The organism is Rhizobium sp. FG96 (genome assembly GCF_057808655.1).
In genome coordinates, this window is the sequence record NZ_JBMDIL010000002.1 from 523,113 (window position 1) to 549,114 (window position 26,002).

At 61.9% G+C, this 26,002-nt stretch carries 19 protein-coding genes; 17 read left to right on the plus strand and 2 right to left on the minus strand.

All coding sequences use genetic code 11. The annotated features are described in order from the left end of the window. The first annotated feature begins 112 nt into the window (after positions 1-112). Together ACODR6_RS05815 and ACODR6_RS05820 are read left to right on the plus strand one after the other, a co-directional pair. Positions 113-2,509: a glucan 1,4-alpha-glucosidase gene (locus tag ACODR6_RS05815; protein WP_489021416.1), complete on the plus strand. Its 2,397-nt coding sequence runs from the start codon at positions 113-115 to the stop codon at positions 2,507-2,509. A 50-nt stretch (positions 2,510-2,559) separates the two neighbouring features. Next, positions 2,560-3,258, plus strand: coding sequence for an ROK family protein (locus tag ACODR6_RS05820; protein ID WP_130280802.1), 699 nt, complete (start codon positions 2,560-2,562; stop codon positions 3,256-3,258). Positions 3,259-3,276: 18 nt separating this feature from the next. On the opposite strand, the gene ACODR6_RS05825 is transcribed toward ACODR6_RS05820, so the two are convergent. After that, the gene (locus tag ACODR6_RS05825) at positions 3,277-6,108 is read right to left on the minus strand and encodes a M16 family metallopeptidase (RefSeq protein WP_489021418.1); all 2,832 of its coding nucleotides are present in this window, start codon (positions 6,106-6,108) and stop codon (positions 3,277-3,279) included. Between the two features lie 307 nt (positions 6,109-6,415). Between ACODR6_RS05825 and arfA the strand changes: the two genes are divergently transcribed. The 11 genes from arfA (at position 6,416) to ACODR6_RS05880 (ending at position 18,933) form a co-directional block, all read left to right on the plus strand. Then, on the plus strand, positions 6,416-7,936 hold the full coding sequence (arfA, locus tag ACODR6_RS05830) for an arabinosylfuranosidase ArfA (protein WP_489021420.1): 1,521 nt from the start codon (positions 6,416-6,418) through the stop codon (positions 7,934-7,936). A gap of 62 nt (positions 7,937-7,998) precedes the next feature. Further along, positions 7,999-9,084 carry an ABC transporter ATP-binding protein gene (locus ACODR6_RS05835; RefSeq protein WP_489021422.1) on the plus strand — a complete coding sequence of 362 codons (1,086 nt, stop codon included), beginning with the start codon at positions 7,999-8,001 and terminating at the stop codon, positions 9,082-9,084. A gap of 137 nt (positions 9,085-9,221) precedes the next feature. Beyond that, positions 9,222-10,490: an ABC transporter substrate-binding protein gene (locus ACODR6_RS05840; RefSeq protein ID WP_489021424.1), complete on the plus strand. Its 1,269-nt coding sequence runs from the start codon at positions 9,222-9,224 to the stop codon at positions 10,488-10,490. Positions 10,491-10,590: 100 nt separating this feature from the next. Beyond that, positions 10,591-11,424 carry a carbohydrate ABC transporter permease gene (locus tag ACODR6_RS05845; protein ID WP_112718656.1) on the plus strand — a complete coding sequence of 278 codons (834 nt, stop codon included), beginning with the start codon at positions 10,591-10,593 and terminating at the stop codon, positions 11,422-11,424. Between the two features lies 1 nt (position 11,425). Continuing rightward, positions 11,426-12,250 (plus strand): carbohydrate ABC transporter permease, encoded by an 825-nt coding sequence (locus tag ACODR6_RS05850; RefSeq protein WP_112718630.1) that lies wholly within the window; start codon positions 11,426-11,428, stop codon positions 12,248-12,250. 169 nt (positions 12,251-12,419) lie between these two features. Then, the gene (locus ACODR6_RS05855) at positions 12,420-13,343 is read left to right on the plus strand and encodes an ArsR/SmtB family transcription factor (protein WP_130280809.1); all 924 of its coding nucleotides are present in this window, start codon (positions 12,420-12,422) and stop codon (positions 13,341-13,343) included. Between the two features lie 243 nt (positions 13,344-13,586). Continuing rightward, positions 13,587-14,267, plus strand: coding sequence for a TetR/AcrR family transcriptional regulator (locus tag ACODR6_RS05860; RefSeq protein ID WP_162708730.1), 681 nt, complete (start codon positions 13,587-13,589; stop codon positions 14,265-14,267). 83 nt (positions 14,268-14,350) lie between these two features. Next, positions 14,351-15,487 carry a M14 family metallopeptidase gene (locus ACODR6_RS05865; protein ID WP_489021428.1) on the plus strand — a complete coding sequence of 379 codons (1,137 nt, stop codon included), beginning with the start codon at positions 14,351-14,353 and terminating at the stop codon, positions 15,485-15,487. A gap of 145 nt (positions 15,488-15,632) precedes the next feature. Then, positions 15,633-17,228: an ABC transporter substrate-binding protein gene (locus ACODR6_RS05870; RefSeq protein ID WP_489021430.1), complete on the plus strand. Its 1,596-nt coding sequence runs from the start codon at positions 15,633-15,635 to the stop codon at positions 17,226-17,228. A gap of 162 nt (positions 17,229-17,390) precedes the next feature. Then, positions 17,391-18,161 carry a 2-keto-4-pentenoate hydratase gene (locus ACODR6_RS05875; protein ID WP_489021432.1) on the plus strand — a complete coding sequence of 257 codons (771 nt, stop codon included), beginning with the start codon at positions 17,391-17,393 and terminating at the stop codon, positions 18,159-18,161. Positions 18,162-18,198: 37 nt separating this feature from the next. Next, on the plus strand, positions 18,199-18,933 hold the full coding sequence (locus ACODR6_RS05880; RefSeq protein WP_203430423.1) for an SDR family oxidoreductase: 735 nt from the start codon (positions 18,199-18,201) through the stop codon (positions 18,931-18,933). A 37-nt stretch (positions 18,934-18,970) separates the two neighbouring features. On the opposite strand, the gene ACODR6_RS05885 is transcribed toward ACODR6_RS05880, so the two are convergent. Then, positions 18,971-19,846 (minus strand): AraC family transcriptional regulator, encoded by an 876-nt coding sequence (locus ACODR6_RS05885; RefSeq protein WP_413712212.1) that lies wholly within the window; start codon positions 19,844-19,846, stop codon positions 18,971-18,973. Between the two features lie 213 nt (positions 19,847-20,059). Here ACODR6_RS05885 and ACODR6_RS05890 point away from each other — a divergent pair, with 213 nt between their 5' ends. The 4 genes from ACODR6_RS05890 to ACODR6_RS05905 all read left to right on the plus strand — a co-directional run bounded on the left by ACODR6_RS05890 (position 20,060) and on the right by ACODR6_RS05905 (position 25,994). Further along, the gene (locus ACODR6_RS05890; protein WP_489021435.1) at positions 20,060-21,526 is read left to right on the plus strand and encodes an alpha-glucosidase/alpha-galactosidase; all 1,467 of its coding nucleotides are present in this window, start codon (positions 20,060-20,062) and stop codon (positions 21,524-21,526) included. 124 nt (positions 21,527-21,650) lie between these two features. Next, entirely contained in the window at positions 21,651-23,738 is a 2,088-nt protein-coding gene (locus ACODR6_RS05895; protein ID WP_199625829.1) for an ABC transporter substrate-binding protein, read from the plus strand. A 116-nt stretch (positions 23,739-23,854) separates the two neighbouring features. After that, a complete protein-coding gene (locus ACODR6_RS05900) occupies positions 23,855-24,862 on the plus strand; it encodes an ABC transporter permease (protein ID WP_112718612.1) in 1,008 nt (335 codons plus the stop codon). Position 24,863: 1 nt separating this feature from the next. Further along, a complete protein-coding gene (locus ACODR6_RS05905) occupies positions 24,864-25,994 on the plus strand; it encodes an ABC transporter permease (protein ID WP_489021438.1) in 1,131 nt (376 codons plus the stop codon). Positions 25,995-26,002: the final 8 nt, after the last annotated feature.

Sequence of the window (26,002 nt, forward strand, 5' to 3'; positions counted from 1 at the left end):
TGGCCGCATCCCCGATCACTCTCTCCTCGACAGCTTCCGCGTCAGGTGCTTTCCTGATGCCTCGCGCGCACTATCTTCACTGCGCCGAAGCCCAAGACGGAGGATCAGGTCAGTGTCGCAGCCATCCACCCCTCCGGGCGCGCCGGGCATAGAGCCGCGCTGGACCTCAAGCGACAAGACCGCCGTCGGGCGCGCTGCCGGGGAGGCGGGCAATCTCTGGTTCACCGCCAGCCACGGCATCCTGAACGAGGTCTACGCGCCGCGTCTTGACCAGGCGAGCATCCGCGATTTCGGCTTCGTGGTGACAGCCAAGGACTATTTCTCCGAAGAGAAGCGCGATGCCGATCATCTGGTCGAGACGCTTGAAGACGGCGTTCCCGCCTTTCGCCTGACCAATACATCCAGAGACGGCCGTTACCGGATCACCAAGGTGATCCTCGCCGATCCCGATCGTGAAGTCCTGCTGCAGGACATCCATTTCGAAGCGCTGGTCGGTGATCTCCAGGATTATCAGCTGCACGCGATCGTCTCGCCGCATCTCGTCAATGGCGGCGCCAACAACACCGGCTGGTACGACGATTTCAAGGGGCATCCGATGCTCTTTGCTTACGGTACCGGCCGCTCGCTGGCGGTTGCCTCGTCGGTGCCGTGGCTTGCGCGCTCCGTCGGTTTCGTCGGATTTTCCGATGCGTGGCAGACTTTGTCGCGAGGCCAAGGTCTGCGCGAGGACTATCAGCGCGCCGAGGACGGCAATGTCGCGCTCGGGGGTACGATCGACCTGTCGGCGACGGGTGGGCGCGCCCTGCTTGCGCTCGGTTTCGGAACGCAGCCCGAGGAGGCTGCCTTCCGCGTGCTGCTCAGCCTGCAGCAGGGCATCGAACCGGCGCTGAAGACATTCAAGTCAGGCTGGCGCGAATGGCAGGGCAAGCTTCTGCCGCTCGACGAGCCGCATGATCCGCGTGAGCTCAACCGCTACCGTGTCAGCACCGCTGTCCTCGCCACCCATCGCGACGATGCCTCTGGCGCGATCATAGCCAGCCTGTCGATCCCCTGGGGTTCGGCGAAGGGTGACGATGATCTCGGTGGCTACCATCTGGTCTGGACGCGCGATCTCGTGGAGACGGCAGGCGGACTGCTGGCCGCCGGTGCCAAGAAGGATGCGCTTGCTGTCCTCGATTATCTTGTGGCGACGCAGGAGGCCGATGGCCACTGGGTCCAGAATTCCTGGCTGGACGGGCGTCCCTACTGGAAGGGCATCCAGATGGACGAGACCGCCTTCCCGATCCTGCTTTACGATATGCTGCTGCGGGCAAAGGTGATCGGCCCCGCCGATGCAGACCGCTATACTGCGATGATACGGGCGGCTGCCCGCTATATCGTCCGGAACGGTCCCTGCACCCAGCAGGACCGGTGGGAAGAGGACGGCGGCTATTCGCCTTTCACGCTTGCCGTCGAGGTCGCCGGGCTGCTTGCGGCCGCCGATGCCATGGATGCTTCCGGCAAGGCGGATGTGGGGCGCTACCTGCGTGAAGTCGCCGATAGCTGGAACGAGCAGATCGAAAGCTGGACCTACGCGACCGGGACGGAGCTGTCGAAAAGCCTCGGCATCCACGGCTACTACATGCGGATCGGCAGCTTCACCGGCGAAGGGCACAAGCGCTCCCCGGCGCTGGTGCCGATCAAGAACCGCACCAATGCGGACATGACGCTGGAATCCGGTCTGCTCGTCAGCCCGGATGCACTGGCGCTCGTCCGTTTCGGCCTGCGGGCGGCGGACGATCCGCGGATCGTCAATACGGTGAAGGCGATCGACGCGCTGCTGAAGCGCGATCTTCCGGCCGGTCCCTACTGGTATCGCTACAATGAGGATGGCTACGGCGAGAAGGAGGACGGCTCGCCCTTCGACGGCGCCGGCATCGGCCGTCTCTGGCCGCTGCTGACCGGCGAGCGGGCGCATTTCGAGATAGCTGCCGGGCGGACCGCAGAAGCCACCAGGCTGCTGGCGACGCTGGAAGCATCCGCGAGCCCCGGCGGGCTGCTGCCGGAGCAGATCTGGGACGAGGCCGACATTGCCGACAAGGAGCTGTTCCTCGGCCGCCCCTCGGGCAGTGCGATGCCGCTCGTCTGGGCGCATGCCGAGCATATCAAGCTGTTGCGCTCGCTGAAGGACGGCGCCGTCTTCGACATGCCGCCTCAGACATTGGCGCGCTACGTCAAGGGCAAGCCCGCGCCGGCGCCGTGGATCTGGCGCACCAACTCGACCTACGACACCATTTCGGTCGGGCGCCTGCTACGCTTCGAGCTGTTCGAGCCCGCTTATGTCCACTGGTCGGCGGATGGCTGGAAGACGGTACATGATGTGACGGCGCGAGACACATCGATGGGTACCTGGATCGCCGACCTCCCGACGGATGGTATCGCCGTTGGATCGGTCATCTCCTTCACGATCTTCTGGACCGGCCGAAACGACTGGGAGGGCAGGGATTTCCAGATCGCTGTCACCACCTAATTCCTCCCTCACCGGCCTATCAACGCGAAATTTCAAAGCAGGATTTTCCCATGGACGCCCCCGCCGATAGCTCCAACACACAGAAGACGGTCCTCGCCATCGATCTCGGTGGTTCGCATGTGAAAGTGCTCCTCAGCACCGGTGGCGAAAAGCGGGCGATGGTCTCGGGTCCGGACATGTCGCCGGACAAGATGGTCAAGGCCGTCAAGGAAATGGCGAAGGGGCTGGAATTCGACGTGATCGGCATGGGCTATCCCGGCCCGATCGAAAATAACCGGCCGTCGCTCGATCCGCATAACCTGGCGCCCGGCTGGAAGGACTATGATTTCGAAAAAGCCTTCGGCAAGCCGCTGAAGCTCGTCAATGACGCGCTGATGCAGGCGATCGGCAGCTATGAGGGCGGGCGCATGCTGTTTCTCGGCCTCGGCACCGGCCTGGGTGCCGCCATGGTCGTCGACAAGGTCTGCCTGCCGATGGAGCTAGCGCATCTGCCCTACAAGAAGAAGCAGACCTTCGAGGACTATGTCGGCCTGCGCGGCCTCGAAGCGCATGGCAAGACGAAATGGCGCAAGTCCGTTGGCGATGTCGCCGCCCGGCTGAAGGCGGCGCTGCAGCCCGACTACATCGTCATCGGCGGCGGCAATGTGGACAAGATCAAGGACCTGCCGGAAGACTGCCGCCGCGGCGACAACGAAAACGCCTTCAAGGGCGGCTTCCGCATCTGGCAGGATCCCGAGCTGAAGCTGTAACGCCGCCGGTCCGGCCGGCTATTGGCCGGCCGCTGGCAGCACCTCGAACTTCCAGAATTTCTCCGGCTTGAGATAGTCGTTGGCGAAGGCGCGGACGTCCTTGGCCGTGATCGTGTCGTAGCCGGTAAGATTGGCGCGCACGCGATCGAGACCACGCGGATCTGTCTGCGCGTTCTGCAGATACTCGATCCAGTATTCGTTGCTCTGCTGGCGATGCTTCAGGGTTTCGATGATCGGCGCCCGGGCCCGGGCGAGCTCGTCATCCGAAATGTCCTTTGCCTTCAGGTCGGCCGAGACCTGATCGACGAGCTCGAAGAAGCGGGGCAGCTTCGCCGGCGTGGTATCGACATAGATGTAGGCATAGCCGTAGCCCGGAATGTCCTTGGAGAGGTCGACATCCGCCTGGACGCTGTAGCTCGCGCCCTCGGCGATGCGGAACTGGTCGATCAGCCGGTTCTGGATGACCTGCGAGGTCAGATTGGCGGTGAAGGACCGCGGCAGATCGGAGAGCATGTCGCCGACAGGCGCAGCGACGATCGCCGCGGCATTATCCGGCCGTCCCGTATGTGTGCCGATCGCAGTTGCCGCCTGGGCCGCCGGGAAGCTCGCCGTCTCGTCATGCGGAGCGCTGTCGGCGCGGGCGGGTAGGGCACCGAATGTCCGCGCTGTCAGGGCGATTGCTTCATCGGCCGTGATGTCGCCGACGACGGTCAGGCTGATCGGCCCCGTCGTGACTGCCGGCTTGAAGAGTTTTTCGAATTCGCTCGGCTGCGAGGAGGCCAGCTCGGCTCGTTCCGGAAAGGTCCAGCGTGGATCGCCGCCGTGCACCAATCCTGCAAAGTCGCGGCTGATGACGCCGCCGGGCGTTGCGGCATATTGGTTGAGCCCGTTCAGATAGGCCTGCTTGACGCGGTCGAAGACCTCCGGGCGGTATGCCGGGTCAGACGTATAGGCGGTCATCAGCTGCAACTGGATCAGGAGATCCGTGGTCCGCGTCTGACCGTTGAACCGGAACGCACCGTCCTCCACCGAGAAGTCGATGTTGAACATGTTGGCAGCCAGTACCCGCTGAATATCGGGGTAATCCATGGCTTTCACGCCCGACAGGACGACGGCGGGCGACGCCCAGAGCACGGATGCCTGATCCTTCGGCAGGCTGTTGCGGCCATAGCCGATATCCTCGCGCACCAGAACCTCGTCGGCTCTCAGCTTGGTGGGCTTGACGGTCAGGCGCACGCCATTGGCAAAGCGCACCATCGTCAGGCCGAGATCGCTGACCTCACGGCGCTCGGCAACCGTGCCGGGCGTGCCGAAATCGGTATAGGGCCAGACGAGGTTTGCAGCGGTTTCGGGGGCGGCGACCGTCACCGCACGGGAGGCCTCGTAGGCTTTCTTGATCTCATCGGTACCGCCCTTCGGCGGCTCCGCCGTCATCAGCACGACCTGTGGGCCGTTGCCGGAAAAGGTGGTGGGCAGGGCGTCGTTGACTTCCTTGGCGCTGATATCCTTCGTCATCTTTTCGAAGAGCGCGAGATCGTCGGCCGGAGAAGTAAAGACCTGGTCGCTATCGACAGTGTAGGCGAGCGAAGAGGCGAGATCGGTGCTCGTACGCGTCGCCGCACCCGAGGCCGCTGATTGCAGGTAGGCGCGATATTCGGTGACCTCGCGGTCGAGCTCCTGCTGCGATACGCCGAATTGCAGGAGACGGCGCTGCTCCTGTTCGATGCTGCTTAGGGCAACCTGCCACTTTTCCGGATCGCTGTTTGCGGTGATCATCACCGCGTGGGCAGATTCCAGAATGTCCTGCGAGCCGGCATTGGCGCCGGTAAAGGGCGCGTTGGGCTTGCTGGCGATCGTCGAGAAGCGCCGCCGCAGCACCGAAAGACCAAGGTCTTCCACCATCTGCTGGCGCCGTTTGGCATAGGTGTCCGGGGCGGCATCAAAGGGACGCGTCCAGACGATCTGGGCGCTCGTCATGCCACTCGGGATGGTCAGGAGATCGACGCTTTCCGTCTTCGGCTTCAGGGCGCCGAGATCAGGTGCAGGTGCTGGCGCACCATGAGCCTGCCAGTCGCCGAACCGCTTGCGGATATCGGCCTCCAGCGCGGCCGGATCGACGTCGCCGACGACCATCAAGGCTGCCCGGTCCGGACGGTAATTGGCATTATAGTAGTCGCGGACGCGATCGACCGGTGCCGTCTTGATGATATCGACCTTGCCGATCGGCGAGCGCGAAGCGGCGCGCTGTCCTTCAAGCAGGATGTTGGTGATGCCGATCGCCGCCCGGTATTGCGGGGTGTCGCGTAACCTTTCTTCCGACAGGATCACGCCGCGCTCGCGATCGAAGGCGCCGGCATCGAGCGTCAGTTCGCTCGCGGTTTCTCGCATCAGCATCAGGCCGGTCGAGAGCGTGTCGCTGTCGACCTCCGGCAGATCGAGCGAATAGACCGTTTCGTCATAGGCGGTATTGGCGTTGGTATCGGGGCCGAAGGCTAGTCCCTTGCGCTGCAGGATGCGAATCATCTCGCCTTCGGGAACATGGGCCGAGCCCTTGAAAGCCATATGCTCGATAAAATGCGCCAGCCCCTGCTGGTCGTCGCTTTCGTCGAGCGAACCCGAACCGATGCGGAAGCGTATAGCCGCCTGCCCGGGCGGCGTGGCGTTGTGCATGATCGCATAGCGCATGCCGTTCGGCAGAACCCCGAAGCGCACATCCGGGTCTGCGGGAATGTCGCTCTGCGTCTGCGGCCACTGGTGGGAGGGCTGTTCCGCAAGAACCGGAGTGCTCGAGACCGCGATGGTGCCGAGGGCGACTGCTGCGATGAGGCGCAAACAGTTGAGGTGACGCATCTGGATCTGGTCCTGCCATTGATGGAACGGTGTCAGGCGGGAAACCTCGCATAGCCCTTGGCGCGCAGCAATATGCGCCATTCGAAATGGATAAAGCTTGGTAACGAAAGTCTCAATTTAAGCGATACCGAAGACGTTGCTTTGCAACCGATTTCGTGCGGCAGTTGACCGGCCGAAATGGAGCCGCAGATCGCTTTAGAACGTAAACTAAAACTGATTTTTTGATATAAAACAAAAAGCTTGATTTAAAAAATCTCCCAGAATAGCGTGGCAAAAAATCAAATTCAATAAACGAGGAACACCAAGCATGCGGGCTAAAGCCATCCTGAACCGGGAATTCACGATTTCGAACGTCGACAAGCGCGTCTATGGCTCATTTCTCGAGCACATGGGCCGTGCCGTCTACACCGGTATTTATGAGCCGGGTCACGAAAAGGCTGATAAGGACGGTTTCCGTACCGATGTTCTTGATATGGTGCGCGACCTCGATATGCCGATCGTGCGTTATCCGGGCGGCAATTTCGTTTCGGCCTATCACTGGGAAGACGGCATCGGCCCGCGCGACCAGCGCCCGACCCGCCTCGATCTGGCCTGGCGCACCCGCGAAACCAACCAGATGGGCGTCAACGAATTCGCCGACTGGTCGAAGCTTGCCAAGACCGAGATGATGCTGGCGATGAACCTCGGCTCGCGCGGCCTGAACGACGCCCGCAATTTCCTCGAATATTGCAATCATCCGGGCGGCACCTACTGGAGCGATCTGCGCGCCAAGCACGGCTACAAGGATCCGCACAATGTCCGCATCTGGTGCCTCGGCAACGAGATCGACGGTCCCTGGCAGGTCGGCCACAAGACGGCGGCCGAATATGGCCATCTCGCCAACGAAGTGTCCAAGGCCTTCAAATATTTCGACAAGACGCTCGAAACCGTGGTCTGCGGCTCGTCCAACGACAAGATGAAGTCCTATCCCGAATGGGAAGCGACCGTTCTCGAGGCGAGCTATGACAGCGTCGACTACATCTCGCTGCACAAATATTTCGGCAACGAGGAAAACGACACGCTGAACTACTACGCCAAGGCGATCGAGCTCGACCGCTACATCGTCACCATCGGCGGCGTCATCGATTACATCAAGGCGAAGAAGCGCTCGAAGCGCGACGTGAAGATCTGCTTCGACGAATGGAACGTCTGGTATCACGACCGCAAGGAAGACGACCAGCGCTACAAGAACTGGGATTGGCCGGAAGCCCCGCCACTGCTCGAAGAGCTCTACAATCTCGAGGACGCGATCTTCGTGGCATCGCTGATCAACGTCTTCATCCGCCGCTCCGACCGCGTCAAGATCGCCTGCATGGCTCAGCTCGTCAATGTCATCGCGCCGATCCTGACCAAGGCCGGCGGCCCGGCATGGCGCCAGTCGATCTACTACCCGCTGCAGTTCGCCTCGAAGTATGGCCGTGGCACCGCGCTCTCCGTCTCTGCGTCAGGTCCGACTTACGATTGCGACGTGGCGCAGGACGTTCCCTATCTCGATCTATCGGCGGTTCTGCATGAGGACGGCAAGTCGATCGCCGTCTTCGCGATCAACCGCAGCCTCGACGAGGCGATGGATATCGACCTCGATCTCCAGGGCTTCAAGGGCGCGAAGATCGTCCAGCATCACACGATGGTCGGCGATGATCTGAAGGCGCGCAACTCGGTCGAAGACCAGAACCGTATCGTTCCCAAGGCGGGGTCCGGGCTGCAGATCACCGATGAGGGCAAGCTTACCGGCTCGTTGCCGGCGAAGTCCTATCACTTCATCCTGCTCTCTGTCGCTTCGGCGTGAACTGATTGCCACCGGGGCAGCGGAGGAGGCTGCCCCGATGGGAGTTCCAACCGGGAGGACATATGTCTGGGATCAAACTGACCGAGGTCAGCAAGTCGTTCGGAGCCTTCAAGGTCATCCACGGCGTCGATATCGAGATCGAGCAGGGCGAGTTCGCCGTCTTCGTCGGCCCGTCCGGCTGCGGAAAGTCGACGCTTCTCAGGATGATCGCCGGGCTTGAGGAAACGAGCGGCGGCCAGATCAGCATCGAGAATGAGGACGTGACGCATCGCGAGGCGTCGAAGCGCGGCGTGGCGATGGTCTTTCAGTCCTACGCGCTCTATCCGCATCTCTCCGTATACGAGAACATGGCCTTCAGCCTGTCGATTGCCAAGCGGCCGAAAGCGGAAATCCAGCAGAAGGTAAATGCTGCCGCCGATATCCTGCGGCTCACCGATTATCTCCAGCACAAGCCGAGCCAGCTTTCCGGAGGCCAGCGCCAGCGCGTGGCGATCGGCCGTGCCATCGTGCGCGAGCCGCGCGTCTTCCTGTTCGACGAACCGCTCTCCAATCTCGATGCCGAATTGCGCGTCAAGATGCGCATGGAGATCGCCCGCCTGCACCGGCAGATCGGCGCCACCATGGTCTATGTCACCCATGACCAGGTCGAGGCGATGACGCTCGCCGACAAGATCGTCGTGCTGAAAGACGGTGTCGTCCAGCAGGTCGGCGCTCCGCTCGATCTCTACCGCGATCCGCAGAACATGTTCGTGGCCGGCTTCATCGGCTCGCCGGGCATGAATTTCCTGAAGGGCAAGGTTGTCGCGGCAGGGCAGGGCTCGGCCCGCATCGAACTCGACGATGTACCCGGCCAGGCCTTCGACCTGCCGACACGGGCGCCGGTCCAAAACGGCGCGCCCGTTCATGTCGGTGTCCGTCCTGAACATATCGGCCTTGACGCCGGAGAGGGCGGCGTGACGCTTGATGTGACCGCCGAATTTACCGAGGAGCTCGGCGGCACCGGCTACCTGCATGTGCTGACGGCAACCGGTGCGGAAATGACGGTCGAGTGCCGCGAAAGCAGGCCTCAGCCGAAGGAGAAGATCAGCCTCTCGCTGAGAGTGCCTGAAATGCTGGCTTTCGATGCCGAAGGCAGAAGGCTCAGCTGACGGATGGCCGCCGAGGGGATCGGCGACCGGAGCATGAACGCAGAGATGTGATCCGCAACCCTTGGAGGAGGCGCGCGGAAAGCGCCATCCGGCGACACGGGGTGACCCGCAACCCATGTTTAAGAGGAGGAACAAACGTGAGAAAGCTAGTAAAACTCGCCGTTTCGGCGGCCATTGCATTGCTGCCCTCGGCGGCCGCATTCGCGCAGACAGACGTGACCTGGTGGGACTTCCTGAGCGGCGGCGACGGCGTTCGCATGAAGGCTCTGATCAAGGAATTCAACGACACGCACCCCGATATCAAGATCAACGCCACGACGCTCGAATGGGGCGTGCCCTTCTATACCAAGGTGCAGACTGCTGCCGCTGTCGGCCAGCAGCCCGATATCATGACCTATCACATGTCGCGCTATCCGCTGGCGGTGCCGACCGGCATCCTGCGCCCCTTCAGCGATGAGGAACTGGCGTCTGCCGGCATCAAGAAGGAAAACTATGTCGATGCGGCCTGGAAGCAGGCGACCTTCGACAACAAGGTCTACGGCATCCCCTTCGACGTCCACTCGATCGTTCTCTACTACAACAAGACCATCCTGAAGGAAGCCGGTCTCCTCGGTGACGACGGCCTGCCGAAGGGGCTCGACGGCCTCGACAATTTCAATGCCGCGCTCGAGAAGATTAAGGCAACCGGCAAGGTCGAGTATCCGCTGTCACTGCATACCGACGAAGGCGGCTCGATGTGGCGCGTCTTCTACACGCTGATCGCCCAGCAGGGCGCCAAGTTCATGGACGGCGACCAGATCCTTCCGGGCGACGCCGGCGTCAAGGCGCTGCAGACCATGGCGAACTGGGTTTCAACAGGCTATTCGCCGAAGCTGATCTCCTATGAAGCTTCCATCGCGCTCTTCACCTCCGGCAAGGCTGCGATGCACGTCAACGGCGTCTGGGAAGTGCCGACCATGGCTGACCTCGCCAAGAAGGGCGAACTCGGTTTCGAATGGGGCGCGATCGAAATCCCGAACCTGATGGGCACGCAGGCCACCTGGGCCGACTCCCATTCCTTCGCCGTGCCGAACAGCGAGAGCAAGCCGATCTCCCCTGAAAAGCTGAAGGCCGTGCTGCAGATCATCGCCTGGATGAACGAGCACAGCATTTCCTGGGCCAGCGCCGGTCACATCCCTGCCTACAAGCCGGTGACCGACAGCCAGGAATTCAAGGGCATGCAGCCGAACGCCACCTATGCAAAGCTCGCTGATACCGCCGTCTTCGACCCGGTTTCCAAGCTCGCAGGCGTTGCCGGCCCGATCTACGAGGCAACCCAGAACTTCGTGGTTCCCGCCCTCAACGGCCAGCTCGATCCGGCAGACGCGATCGATCAGATGCGCGAAGAGCTGGAAAGCCAGAAGTAACGAGCGGCTGGCCGGGGTCTCCCCCGGCCAGCACTTCCGCCGTTGGAGATGATCTGTGGTCAATACCGAGAAGAGACGCAAGACGCTGACGGCGATCGCCATGATTGCGCCGTTCCTGATCGCCTATGCGACCGTCTTTGCCTATCCAGTCTACAAGATGTTTGAGCTTAGCTTCACCGATGCGCCGCTGGTCGGCGAGGGGCAGTGGGTGGGCTTCGACAATTACGTGAAGCTCTTCCACCAGAAGCTCTTCTACACATCCGCCTGGAATACCGGCTATTTCGTCGTGCTGACGGTCATCCCGAACACGCTGATCGGCCTCGGACTGGCATTGATGGTCGTGCGGCTCAAAGGCTGGGTGCAGAGCCTGGTGCTGGTGCTCTTCTTCATCCCCTATATTCTTCCGGTTTCCGTCGTCACACAGATCTGGAAATGGGTTCTCGACCAGCAGTTCGGCGTCGCGCAATTCGTCATCGAGGCCGCCACCGGCAAGCGCGTCAGCGTCTTTCGCGATCCGATCTGGGCCATGCCGATGGTGGCGCTGGTGACCGTCTGGTGGACCAACGGCTTCAACCTGCTGCTCTTCATCGCGGGGCTCCGCAACATTCCGAACGATTATTACGAGGCGGCGATGCTCGATGGGGCGACGCGCTGGCAGTGCTTCAAGCGCATCACCTGGCCGCTGATATGGCCGGTCACGGCACTCGTGCTGACGCTGCAGCTGATCCTGCAGCTGAAGATCTTCGACCAGGTCTATCTGCTGACCGAGGGCGGACCGTTCAATTCCACATACGTTCTGCTGCAGCTCGTCTATCGCGAAGCCTTCCGCTCGAACCATGGCGGCACGGGCTCGGCCGTCGCGGTGATCCTGTTCATGATCATCGTCGTCGTGTCGGTCCTGCAGTACCAGCTGCTGCGTGTAAGGGAGCGCTGAGATGCCCGGCAAGACAATCGGCAATGCGCTGCTTCTCGTCCTGACGCTCCTGATCGCCTGCATGTGGGCCTTCCCGATCTATTGGGCGGTCATCACCTCGATCAAGCCGGAACAGGAGGTCGTGGCAAAGACGACCTTCATCCCCGACGTTCTCAACTTCTCGGGCTATTACTATGCGTTGTTCGAGACCAAGCTCTCGACCTGGTACCTGAATTCGATTGTGACATCGGTGACGGTGACCATCGTCGTCATCCTGATCAGCGTCATGTGCGCCTATGCGCTGTCGCAGATCGTCTTTCCCGGCCGCAAGCTGCTCTACGGCATCATCCTGGCGAGCTTCATGGTGCCCTCGCAGGCGCTGGTGATTTCGCAGTTCGTGCTGATGCACAAGCTGAACCTGATCAACACCTGGGGCGGCATCATCCTGCCGCAGCTGATCGTCCCCGTCGTTGTCATCGTTTACAAGCAGTTCTTCGATTCCGTGCCGAAGGAGCTCAGAGAGGCTGCCAAGCTCGATGGCTGCGGCGAGTTTCAGATCCTCTTCAAGCTTTATCTGCCCCTGAACTGGGGGATCACCACGGCGCTGGCGATCATCACTTACATCATGGCGTGGAACGCCTTCCTCTGGCCGTTCCTTGTCACTAACTCCGACGACATGATGACGATCACGGTCGGCATCACGCAGACCCGCGATGCCTTCGGCGTCAAATATGCGCGCGACATGGCGGTCGCCATTCTGGCCGCGATGCCGGTGGCGGTTGCCTACCTGCTGTTCCAGAAGCGGGTGACGCAGGCGCTGATGCTGTCCTCGGGCATCAAGGGGTGACCTGCATGAGACTTTGGTTCCGGGCCGAGGTGAGAAGGCCCCTGCCGGTCCGCGAGAGTTCTCCCGAGGCGCGGACCGGCCCCTAGTAAAATTTGAGCAGCGACACAGTGCATGCGCCCATGATATCAGCTGAAACCAACAAGAAAGACTGGAGAACCAGTATTATAATATGGAGACGAAGCTTCTAACCGTCGATCCGATGAGGGACGCCGATGTCGTCCAGGCACTCGGTTCTCCGACGCGCATCGAAATCCTCAACCTGCTGCGCCAGAAGGGGCCGCTGAATGTCAACGACATCGCGGCACAGATGGGCTTGCCGCAGTCGACGACGGCGACGAATTTGAAGTCGCTCGAGCAGGCGGGCCTTATCCAGACCCAGACGATGAAGGCGACGAAGGGCAACCAGAAGGTCTGCTCCAGCATCTATGACGAGATCCTGATCCGCTTCGACAGCAGCGGCACCAAGGCGAGCGAAGACGTCGTCACCGTCAGCATGCCGATCGGCCTCTTTACCGAGTTCGAGGTGGGGGCGCCCTGCGGCCTCTGTTCCGTCAACAATGTCATCGGTATGCTCGATGTGCAGGAGGTCTTCCTCGACCCGCAGCGCATGCAGGCGGCCTTGCTGTGGTTCACCCGCGGCTATGTCGAATACAAGTTCCCGAACAATGCCAAGGTTTCCGGCAAGAAGATCCGCAAGGTCGAATTCTCCGCCGAACTCAGCTCGGAAACGCCGGCGACCAATGCCAACTGGCCGTCCGACATCTCGATCTGGATCAACGGCATCAAGGCCGGACACTGGACCTCGCCCGGCGATTTCGGCGACCGCCGCGGCATGTATTCGCCTGCCTGGTGGAAGCTCTCGGGTTCGCAATACGGCAAGCTGAAGACCTGGACGATCGACGAAACCGGCACATGGATCGACGGCGCCATGGTCTCGACCCAGACCATCGCCTCGCTCGGCATCGCCGACCACCACTCGATCCGCTTCCGCATCGGCATAGACGAGAAGGCCGACAATCCCGGCGGCATGAATATCTTCGGCAAGGGGTTCGGCGATTTCGACCAGGACCTGCTGATGTCGATCTATTTCTGAGCCTGGGCATTCGCACATGCCGGTCTGAAGGCCGCCGCCAGGCTCGGCCTGGCGGAGCTGTGGCTCTCTCCTCGCCCCATCCTCATTAATGCTCTTGATCGAACGGACGCGCGCCAGCGGGCGTGCGCCCGCTTCGGTCGGCTGACCCGGTGATTTCCGGTTGTCCCGGCGGCCTTGAAAGTTCAACTTACATTCCGACTAGTATGTATTTACATTCCGACTGATATGTATTTATATCGCTTCATGACCGATCAGCCCCGCCAAGTCAGACGTACCCAGGCAGACCGCAGCGCGGAGACGCGGGTCCAGCTGATCCGCGCGGCAACGACGCTGCTGCACAAGATCGGCTTCTCGGGATTGACGACCGCCAACGTCGCCAAGGAGGCGGGGCTGACGACCGGTGCGCTGCACCACCATTTCCCGACCAAGTTCGAACTGCTGTTCACCGTCTATGATCACCTGGCCGAACGGGTGCTCGACGACTTTACCAAGCAGAAGAACTTGGCAGCCCACGGGCGGCTGAATGTCGGCAAGCTGGTGCGCTATTTCTGGGGCGTCTACGGCGATCCGGAATATTGGGCGATCTGGGAAATCCTGATCGGCACGCGCGCCGAGGCCGAGGTGCGGCCAAGCACCGTTTCGGACCGCATGGAAGCGATCCGCGAAGTCCGCTACCGCTGGCTCGAAGAGCATGTCGACATGGGCAAGAACAAGAGGGAGATCTTCGAACTCCTGGAGTTCACGCTCATCGCCATCCGCGGCCTCAGCCTGGAGCGGCTGTTCCACAAGGAGGAGGCCTATTTCGAACGCCACCTCCAGACACTGACCTCCGTCATCTCGGCCCGCTACGAGGCCCTGACAAGCGAGGCCGGGATCACCTCGATCAGACCGGCGCCGCGCGAGAGGAACCGGTCGAAGACATGATGGGCTAACACCAGCATCCGGTCGCCCCCTTCGCAGAACAGGTCGGCCGGCAAGTCACGGCAACTGCGGAGTAGTGTTGAGCGATGAGTAAAATCAGCAGTAATTTCGATTCCGGGCGCATCAAGGTCATCGACGAAAGCGATTGGGCGGCGATGCGGCTGGCGATCCTTCCCGACCGCGAAGGATCCGACGAGTTCATGGGCTTCTATTTCGCCGCCACCGGCGCAAAGGGCAGGGACTGTCACTATACGCTGGAGGATGCCGGCAAGAGCCGCTGGTCGCGCGGCTTCAAGGACTACCGGATCGTCGCCTCCTATGACCGCAAGGACTGGTTCCGTATTCCCGCGACATTCGACGGCTCCTCATTGAAATGGAGCCATCGGCCGGAGCAGGACCGCGTCTCCTACGCCTATCATGCGCCCTATACCGAGACGGAACGCTTCTCGTTGATCGAGCGCTGCGCGGCGAGCCCGCTGGCAAAGGTCGAGAGCCTCGGCAAGACGCTCGAGGGGCGCAGCATCGATCTCGTCACCGTCGGCAAGCCCGGCCCGGGCAAGAAGTCCTGCTGGGTGCTGGCGCGCCAGCATCCCGGCGAGTCGATGACCGAGTTTGCCGCCGAGGCGCTTCTTGACCGGCTGATCGATGCCGCCGACCCCTTGTCGCAGTCGCTGCTTGAGCGCGCCGTCTTCTACGTGGTTCCGAACATGAACCCGGACGGCAGCATCAAGGGCTTCCATCGCTATAATGCGGGCTTCGTCGATCTCAACCGCTCCTGGAGTACCACGACCGTCGAGGAAAGCCCGGAAACCTGGTTCGTCCGCGAGCGGATGCGCCAGACCGGCGTGCATTTCTGCTACGACATCCATGGCGACGAGAGCAATCATCATCCCTGGCCGGTCCGGCCGGTCGGCGTGCCTTCCTGGTCGAACAAGCAGGCGACCCTCTTGAAGCGTTTCGAGGATGCCTTGCTCGTCGCCTCGCCGAACTACACGCCCGACCTGCCGAAGCCGAACTACGACCATGCGCCCGGCACTGATCCGCTCGCCATGGCGATCTCCTGGACGGCAGAAACCTTCGGCTGCGTCTCCTTCATCATCGAGCTGCCCTTCCTCGACGACATCTTCCATCCCGACGAGCGGAACGGCTGGTCGCCGCGCCGTTCGCGGCTGTTCGGGGCGGCTTCTCTGGAAGCGCTCGCGGCCGTCGTCGACGACCTCTGAGAGACTGCAGGCTCCGGGGGCGGAGCCTGTCCGGCAACAAGCATAAAGCGGGAAGCCGGCGTGACCAGGCAAAGCCGGGCCTGGATCACGCCGGAAGCAGGCAGTGGATAACAAAACCCAACTCACTGACGACTGGGAGACTTCGATGTTTCAGAAAATAGCCTTGGCCGCAGCGATTGTGCTCGCGCCGGCTTGGGCCACGAGTGCGAGCGCAAAAACCTTCGTCTACTGTTCGGAGGCCTCGCCTTCCGGCTTCGATCCGGCGCTGAGCACCAGCGGCACCACCTATGATGCCGTCGGGCAAACGATCTTTGACAGGCTCGTCGAGTTCAAGAAGGGAACGACCGAGGTCATTCCGGCTCTCGCCGAGAGCTATCAGGTGTCGGACGACGGGCTGCAATATACGTTCAAGCTGCGCCCGAACGTGAAATTCCAGACGACGGACTATTTCACGCCGACACGCGACATGAATGCCGACGACGTGATCTTCTCGTTCGTGCGCCAGTGGAAGGCCGACAATCCCTGGCATCAATATACCGGCGCCGCCACCTGGGAATATTTCGACGCGCTGGGGATGGGCGATCTCATCCAGTCGATCGACAAGATCGACGACATGACGGTGCGCTTTGTCCTGAAGCGCAAGGAAGCGCCGTTCATCGCCAATATCGCCACGCCTTTCGCCTCGATCCTGTCGAAGGAATATGCCGACAAGCTGCAGGCCGATGGCAAGATGGCGCAGATGAACCAGCTGCCCGTCGGCACCGGCCCCTTCGGCCTCGTCAGCTACCAGCAGGATGCCGTCATCCGCTACAAGGGCAATGCCGAATATTGGGCGGGCAAGCCGAAGATCGACGATCTGGTCTTTGCCATCACGCCCGATGCCACGCAGCGCTACCAGCGGTTGACCGCAGGCGAATGTAATCTGATGTCCTATCCGAACTCGGTCGATGTCGCGGCGATGAAGGCCAATCCCGATCTCAAGGTCTCCGAGCTCGCAGGGCTGAACGTCTCCTTCCTCGCCTACAACACCATGCAGGCGCCGTTCGACAAGCCGGAGGTCCGCCGGGCGCTCAACATGGCGATCAACAAGCAGGCGATCGTCGATGCGGTGTTCCAGGGGGCGGCGACGGTCGCCAAGAACCCGATCCCGCCGGGCATGTGGTCCTATAACAACGCCATCAAGGACGATCCCTATGATCCCAAGGCGGCAAAGGCGGCGCTCGAGGCTGCCGGTGTCAAGGATCTGTCGATGAAGATCTGGGCGATGCCGGTCTCGCGGCCCTACATGCTGAACGCGCGGCGCGCAGCCGAGCTGATGCAGTCGGACCTCGCTGCCATCGGCGTCAAGACGGAGATCGTCACCTACGAATGGGCTGAGTATCTTAAGCGGGTCAAGGCGAAGGATCGCGACGGCGCCGTCATCCTAGGCTGGACCGGCGACAATGGCGACCCGGACAATTTCCTTGGTGCGATGCTGAGTTGCGATGCCGTCGGTGGCAATAACTGGGCGCAGTGGTGCAACAAGGACTTCGATGCGCTGGTGATCAAGGCGAAGGAAACTACCGACACCGCCGCCCGCACCAAGCTCTATGAGGAGGCGCAAGCCCTCTTCAAGCGCGAAGCGCCCTGGGACACGCTGGACCATTCGCTCGCCGTCGTGCCGATGCGCAAGAATGTGGTCGGTTTCGTCCAGAGCCCGCTCGGCGCCTTCCAGTTCGATACGGTCGATCTCTCCGATTAAAGCCTATCGGCCCGGCAACCGGACACCGGGCCGGTCGTCTTCCAGGATGCTTCGCTCCGCCCGGGCATCCTGGAAGACATTTCACGGTGGCTGTTCGGATCAATGTGGCTGTTCAGCGCGCTGCGAAACATCTATGGGAGGAGAAAAACGGGAGGATGAGATTTGACCGACAAGAGCGCCGAACTCGCCGGCACGCTGGTTGCCGAGCATCGCAGCGGCACGAATTTTCACCGGCTTGAGGGCATCAACGACCTCGCCGACGCCTATAATGTGCAGGAAAAGTATATTGCCGCGATCCGCGACGGCGACGAGACCGCCGGCTACAAGATCGGCCTGACCTCGAAGCGCATGCAGGACATGTGCGGCATCGACCAGCCGATCCACGGCACGATCTTCAAGCGCCGCGTCGCCTTCACCGGCGCGCATCTGGCGCATGCCGACTATCACCGCCTCGGCCTCGAATTCGAGATCTGCGTCCGGCTCGGCCAGGACCTCTTGCCGTCAGACGTGCCGTTCACGCCGGAAACGGCGGGGGCAGCCGTCGATGCGATCGCGGCAGCGATCGAGATCGTCGACGACCGGCATGCCGATTACAGCGTTCTCCATTGCGGCACGCTGATCGCCGACAATTCCTGGAATGCCGGCGTCGTGCTCGGCGCCTTCACGCCGCCACCGGCGAAGATGGAGGATGCGACGGGCGTTGCCTATCTCGACGGCACCGAATTTGCCCGCGGGCTGGGCGCCGATGTTCTCGGTCATCCCTACGTGCCGCTTGCCTGGCTTGCGAACCATCTGGCGGCATCCGGGCGGATGCTGCGCAAGGGCGATATCGTCATGACCGGCAGCATCGTCACCACGCGCTTCCCGACAGGACCTTTCACCTATCGCTTCGATGTCTCCGGCATCGGCAGCGTCGAGGTCAGCGGTTCCTGATTTTTGAGACGAAGAACGATTTGAAGAAGAGGCTGCCATGGATCTTGGCTTGAACGGTAAAACGGCGCTCGTGATGGGCGCTTCGAAAGGGCTTGGCTTTGCGATCGCCAAGGAGCTTTCGGCGGAAGGCGTCAAGGTCGCGATCTGCGCCCGTGACGAAGAGCGGCTGAAGGATGCCGCCGGGCGGCTCGGAGCGACGCCGTTCGTGGCCGATCTGCGCCAGCCCTCGGCCGGACGTGCTGTCGTCGATCAGGCGGTGGCGGCACTCGGCAAGGTCGATATCCTCGTCGTCAACACCGGCGGTCCGCCGACCATGCCGTTCGAGAATATCGCCAGCGACGACTGGCGCAATGCCTTCGAGGGCCTGTTCGTCAGCGCCACCGACGCGATCGGCGCGGCACTGCCGGGCATGCGCGAGCGCAACTGGGGCCGCGTCCTGCTGGTCACCTCGATCGCCGCCAAGGAGCCGATCAACAATTTCACGATCTCCAACGCCTTGCGCGCCGGGCTTCACGGCCTGACCAAGACGCTGAGCCGCGAATTCGCCGCAAGCGGCATCACCGTCAATGCGCTGATGCCCGGCTACACGATGACCGAGCGGCTGGCCGAAGCCAAGCTCGACCTCGACAAGGTCAGCAAGATGATCCCGATGGGCCGCATCGGCCGTCCGGAGGAATTCGCCGCGCTCGCGACCTTCCTCGCCTCCGACAAGGCCGGCTATATCACCGGTCAGGCCGTTGCCTGCGACGGCGGCGCGCTCTGGTCGATCTGATGGTCGGGCGAGGGGCGGCCGCTAGCCGTCCCGACGCCTACCGGCTGCGCCCGATGCTGGCATACATGCCGGTGGTGCGGAATTCGGTCGGCGTGATGCCGTAGACGCGGCGGAAGACCTTGGCGAAGTAGTTGGCGTCTTCGAAGCCGCACATGATCGAGACTTCCTTGACCGGCAGGAAATCCGCCTTGGTCAGCAGCTTGGCGGCGCGTTGCAGGCGCTGCTGCAGCACGTATTCGGCGGGCGGTACGCCTTCGCTGTCGGCGAAGCTGCGGGAGAAGTGGGCGCGGCTCAAGCCGACGATGGCGGCGAGCTCGCTGACCGGGAGCGGTTTTTCCAGATTGGTGTTGATGTGGTCGATGACCGGCTGCATCAGGCTCTGCTCGGCCATGAAGGATGGAGAGCCGAAGACGTCGTCGTAAAGCGCCATCGCCGCCTCGTAGGCGATCGCCGAGGCTGAGCCCGGGGTCGTGGCGCCCTTGACGAGACGCAGGCTGCAATCGGCGAGATGGTCGATGGTCGATGGCTGCAGTTTGAGGACCGGGCCGGACAGCGCCATCACCATCTTGTGGATGCGCAGCGTCTCGTCGCCGTTCATCGAAATCCAGAAATACTCCCAGCGCTCGCCCTTTTCGAGCCAGTAGCGGTGATTGTGCGGCACCAGCACCATCATCGTGTCGCCGCCCTGGAGCTTGTAGTTGCGGTTCTGGTAGCGCAGGTGGCCGCTGCCGCTGATCGTGTGCTGCAGCACCGTAAACGGCGTCTGGCCGCGCTTGCGGCCGTCCCAATCGTAGGTCTCGTTCTCGCGCACCTCATAGCCGGCGCTGGTCGGCATGGCGTGCAGCCGCTGGCGTCCGCGGGGCAGCGAAACGGTCCTCATGGCCTGTCCGTTGGCGATCAAATCCTGCAGCACAAAATTACCCTCGAAAGCATAATCCTTCTCTGGCCGCCTCATCGAATATACGCATAATCCCCTCGCATAAGAGGAAGAGATCGCGGCTGGACGAACGGCCGGGAGGAATACAGGTTTCATTTCCAGTGATTTTCGATCGCCTGCGCCAGCGGGCGGCCTGGTACCCTTTTGTCTTCTTTCTACGTAACATTCGATCGGACCGAGGTGAAGGACATGAGTTTCAAAATCGCTATCATCGGGGCAGGCAGCGTCGGCTTCACCAAGAAGCTGTTCACGGACATCCTGTGCGTTCCGGAATTCAAGGACATCGAATTCGCGCTGACCGATCTCAGCGAGCATAACCTGCAGATGATCAAGGCGATCCTCGACAAGATCGTCGAATCCAACAAGCTGCCGACCAAGGTGACGGCGACGACCAACCGCCGCGAGGCGATCGCCGGTGCGCGCTACATCATCAGCTGCGTGCGCGTCGGCGGCCTCGAAGCCTATGCCGACGACATCAGGATCCCGCTGAAATACGGTATCGACCAGTGCGTCGGCGATACGATCTGCGCCGGCGGCATTCTTTACGGCCAGCGCAACATCCCGGTCATTCTCGACTTCTGCAAGGATATCCGCGAGCTCGCCGAGCCCGGCGCGAAATTCCTCAACTACGCAAACCCGATGGCGATGAACACCTGGGCGGCGATCGAATACGGCAAGGTCGATACGGTCGGCCTCTGCCACGGCGTCCAGCATGGGGCCGAACAGATTGCCGAAGTGCTCGGCGCCAAGTCGCAGAGCGAGCTCGACTACATCTGCTCGGGCATCAATCACCAGACCTGGTTCGTCGATCTGAAGCTCAACGGCCGCAAGATCGGCAAGGACGAGCTGGTCGCCGCCTTCGAGGCGCATCCCGTCTTCTCGCAGCAAGAGAAGCTTCGCATCGACGTCCTGAAGCGCTTCGGGGTCTATTCGACGGAGAGCAACGGTCACCTCTCGGAATACCTGCCTTGGTACCGCAAGCGTCCCGACGAGATCACCAAGTGGATCGATATGTCGGACTGGATCCACGGCGAGACCGGTGGCTACCTCCGCCACTCGACCGAAACCCGGAACTGGTTCGAAACCGAATTCCCGCAATTCCTCGCATCGGCCGAAAAGCCGATCGATCCGGTCAAGCGCTCCAACGAGCATGCGAGCCACATTCTGGAAGCGCTGGAGACCGGTCGGGTCTATCGCGGTCACTTCAACGTCAAGAACAACGGCGTGATCACCAACCTGCCGTCGGATGCGATCATCGAGTCGCCCGGCTTCGTCGACCGCTTCGGCATCAACATGGTCTCCGGCATCACCATTCCGGAAGCTTGTGCGGCAACCTGCATGGCGTCGATCAACGTCCAGCGCATGTCGGTTCACGCGGCAATCTCCGGCGATATCGATCTGCTGAAGCTCGCCGTGCTGCACGACCCGCTGGTCGGTGCGGTCTCGACGCCGGAAGAAGTCTGGCAGATGGTGGACGAAATGGTCGTCGCCCAGGCGCGCTGGCTGCCGCAATATGCCGACGCCGTTCCCGCCGCCAAGGAGCGCCTGGCGAATTCCAAGGTCAAGACGAAGGAATGGGCCGGTGCTGCCCGCCGCAACGTCCGCTCGATCGAAGAGCTTCGCGCCGAAAAGGCGGCGCTGAAGCAGGCGGTCTGATTTTCCGGCGAGGCAAGCCGCGGCGGTTCTTCGGGAGGAAGGCCGCCGCGCCAAGGCTTGCTTCATCATTCTTTGAGGAGAAGCGGAGACGCGTGCAAGCGCTCCGGAACAAGAGGGAGAGACGATGACGAATTTCCGCAAGATCGGCATCCTGGCAGGGCTGGCGCTCGGCGTTTCAGTTGCTGCCTTGAATGCCTACGCTTCCGAGCCGACAACGCCGCCTGCGCCACCGCAGTTTCCGGCGGAAGGCAAGATCAAGTATGTGTCCCGCGACTCCATTGAGGAGTTCAAGGCGCTTCCTTCGTATAACGAGCCCGATTGGGTGAAGAAGAATTTCGTCGACACCGGCAAGCTGCCGCCGGTCAAGGATCGCCTTCCCAAGGAGCCGCTGGTTTTCAAGACCGGCAACATGCCTGACGGTATCGGCGTCTATGGCGACACGATGCGCCATGTTATCGGCGGCCGTCCGGAAGGCTGGAACTATGGCGCCGGCCAGACGCAGGGCTGGGGCGGCATCGATATCGGCCTCTCCGAATGCCTGACGCGCACCGCGCCGCTCTTCCAGGTCGAAGCCAAGGACACCGAGCCGCTTCCGAACCTAGCCAAGGGTTGGGAATGGTCTGCCGACGGTCACAAGCTGACCATGCATCTGATCGAAGGTGCGAAATGGTCGGATGGCGCGCCGTTCAACGCCGACGACATCATGTTCTACTGGGAAGACGAGGTCATCGACCCGAACGTTTCGCCGCTTGGCGGCGGCGCTTCGCCTGAGGCCTTCGGTGAGGGAACGACGCTCAAGAAGATCGACGACTACACGGTCGAATGGACCTTCAAGGATGCCTTCCCGAAGCAGTATCTCTATACGATGGCCTACCCGAACTTCTGCCCCGGTCCGTCGCATATCCTGAAGCCGCAGCATCCGAAATATTCGAAGAATACCTACGACCAGTTCAAAAACGCCTTCCCGCCGGAGTTCATGAACATGCCGGTCATGGGCGCCTGGGTGCCGGTCGAATACCGTCCTGACGATATCATCGTCATGCGCCGTAACCCCTACTACTGGAAGGTCGACGAGAAGGGCAACCAGCTGCCTTACCTCAACGAGCTGCACTACAAGCTCTCGACCTGGGCAGACCGCGACGTTCAGGCTGTTGCCGGCTCCGGTGACTTCTCGAACCTCGAGCAGCCGGAAAACTTCGTGGCGTCGCTGAAGCGCGCTGCCGAAAAGACCGCTCCGGCGCGTCTCGCCTTCGGCCCACGCCTGATCGGCTACAACATGCGCATGAACCTCTCCGCCAACGGCTGGGGTGACCCGGACGAGCGCGGCGAGGCGATCCGCAATCTCAACCGCAACGAGGACTTCCGCAAGGCCGTCACCATGGCGGTCGACCGCAAGGCGATCGGCGACTCCCTCGTCAAGGGTCCGTTCACGGCGATCTATCCGGGTGGCCTGTCTTCGGGCACGAGCTTCTACGATCGCAACTCGACGGTCTACTATCCCTTTGATCTGGCAGGCGCCAAGGCGCTGCTCGCCAAGGTCGGCCTCAAGGATACCGACGGTGACGGCTTCGTGAACTTCCCGGCCGGGACTGCCGGCGGCAAGGATGTCGAGGTCGTGCTGCTCGTCAACAACGGCTACGCCACCGACAAAAGCCTTGCGGAAGGCGTCGTCGGCCAGATGGAAAAGCTCGGCATCAAGGTCATCATCAATGCGCTCGATGGTCCGAAGCGCGATAATGCCCACTATGCCGGCCAGTTCGACTGGCTGATCCAGCGCAACGCGACGGAACTCGCATCCGTGGTGCAGAATACCGAACAGCTCGCAGCCGTCGGTCCGCGCACCAGCTGGCATCACCGCGCCGGCAAGGATGATCAGCTCGATCTTCTGCCCTACGAAAAGGAGCTTGCCGACATCGTCAACAAGTTCCGCACGACGCAGGACAATGACGAGCGCGTCAACCTGATGAAGCAGTATCAGAAGACCGCGACCGAGCATGTCGATACCGTCGGCCTCACGGAATATCCGGGCGCGCTGATCGTCAACAAGCGCTTCTCGAACGTCCCGCAGGGTACGCCGATCTTCATGTTCAACTGGGCTGAAGACTCCGTTATCCGCGAGCGTCTGTGGGTCGCTGCCGACAAGCAGGGCAAGTACGAGCTGTTCCCCGAACAGCTGCCCGGCAAGCCCGGAGACAAGGGTCCGATCAACTAAGAGCTCCCTCCCAACCGAATGAGCTTCCGGCCGCGCGTGCTGCGCGCGGCCGGGCATAATCAACAAGCCGGCCGCGCTAGACGAGCGACTGGCGGCAAGGAGAAGCGAACCGTCCGATGCTACGATTCCTGCTCATGCGCATCGCCTCGGCGATCCCCGTCCTCTTCATTCTGAGCGTGGTGACTTTCGCGATCATCCAGGCGCCGCCCGGCGACTATGCCGATTACATCCGCTCGCAGCTGATCAACCAGAGTGGCGCGTCCTTCGCGCAGGCCGAGGAACAGGCACAGGCCTACCGTGTCGAGCATGGCCTCGATAAGCCGATGGTCGTCCAGTATTTCAACTGGATGAAGGGCATCATCACCGAAGGCGATTTCGGCTACAGTATGTTCTACAACAAGCCGGTTGCCGATGTCGTCGGCGAGCGCCTGCCGCGCACGCTGGCCCTGGCACTGGTCTGCCATATCTTTGCATCGATCCTCGGCATAACCTTCGGCATCTGGGCGGCAACGCGCCAGTACACCTGGATCGACAGCCTGCTTTCGGGCATCTCGTTTCTGGGCATGACGGTGCCGCGCTTCCTCATGGCGCTGATCATCGTCTATCTGCTGGTCTTCCAGTTCAATGTCAGCGAAATCGGCAGCTTCTTCTCGCCGCAATATGGCGGGGCGCCGTGGTCCTGGGCTAAATTCGTCGATCTCGTCAGCCATGTCTGGCCGGTGGTCGCGATCGCCACCTTCGGCGGGCTCGCCTACAACATGCGCGTCATGCGCGGCAATCTGCTAGATACGCTGAATGCGCAATATGTCGAGACGGCCCGCGCCAAGGGTCTCTCTGGCAGTGCCGTCGTCATGCGCCATGCGGTTCCCAATGCGCTGCATCCGCTGGTCATGTATCAGGGTGTCGTCCTGCCCTACATGCTGACCGGCGAAATCGAGACGGCGATCATCTTCGCCCTGCCGACCGTCGGCCCGGCCATCGTCGGCTCGATGGCGATCGGCGACGTCTATGTCACCGCCACCTTCATGCTGGTGCTCTCGGCCACGCTGATTGTCGGCAACATCATCGCCGACATGCTGCTTGCCATGCTCGACCCGCGCGTCCGCCAATATGGAGGTGCCTGAGATGCTGGCATTCGATTCCTCTCCGCCGCCTCCGCACGAAGAAAACGTCAAGGCGACCGCCCACGGCAATGAGAGCTATCTCGCTCTCGTCTGGCGCCGCCTGCGCCGCTCCTGGACCGGCATGATGGGGCTGATCCTCGTCGGGCTGCTGCTGATCATGGCGGTCTTCGCCGATTTCTTCGCGCCGCTTGATCCGAAGGCAACCGATGTCGGCTTTGCGCCGCCGCAGGTCATGAGCATCCATGACAAGGACGGCAATCTCGTCTGGCCGCGCGTCTATGCGCTCGCCGATTCCGAGGAGCTCGACCCCGTCACCTTCCAGCCGATCGTCGGACCTGATTATGACAATCCGCGGGTGCTCGGCTTCTTCGTCAAGGGTGCGGAATATAGGCTGCTCGGCCTGATCCCCGCCGACCGCCACTTCTTCGGCTCGGTCGATGGCCAGCCGGTGCATTTCCTCGGCACCGACAAGTTCGGCCGTGACGTTCTCTCCCGCGCCATCGTCGGCTCGCGCATCTCGCTGATGATCGCGCTCACCGTCGTCTTCATCGTCACCATCGTCGGCACGACCGTCGGCATGGTCTCCGGCTATTTCGGCGGTTCGTTCGACGTCTGGGTGCAGCGCTTCGTCGAATTGGTGCTTGCCTTCCCGCAGCTGCCGCTCTACCTGGCGCTGACCTCGCTGATCCCGATCACCGCGCCGACCAACATCTTTCTCGCCTTCGTGATCTTCGTCATGTCGGCGCTCGGCTGGGCGCAGATGTCACGCGAGGTGCGCGGCAAGACGCTGGCGCTCGCGCGCATCGACTATGTGCGCGCCGCAATGGCGGTTGGAGCGACCGACCGGCGCATCATCTTCCAGCACATCCTGCCGAATGTCATGAGCCATGTGATCGTGGCGGTGACGCTGCATATCCCGAGCGTCGTTCTGCTCGAATCCTTCCTTGGCTTCCTCGGCTTTGCCGTGAAGCCGCCGCTGATCTCCTGGGGGCTGATGCTGCAGGATACGGCGAACTATTCCGTCATCGGGACTTATCCGTGGATTCTCGCCCCCGTCGGCTTCGTGCTCGTCACCGTCTTCGCCTTCAATGCGCTGGGCGACGGTCTGCGCGATGCGGTCGATCCTTACTGAGGTGATGA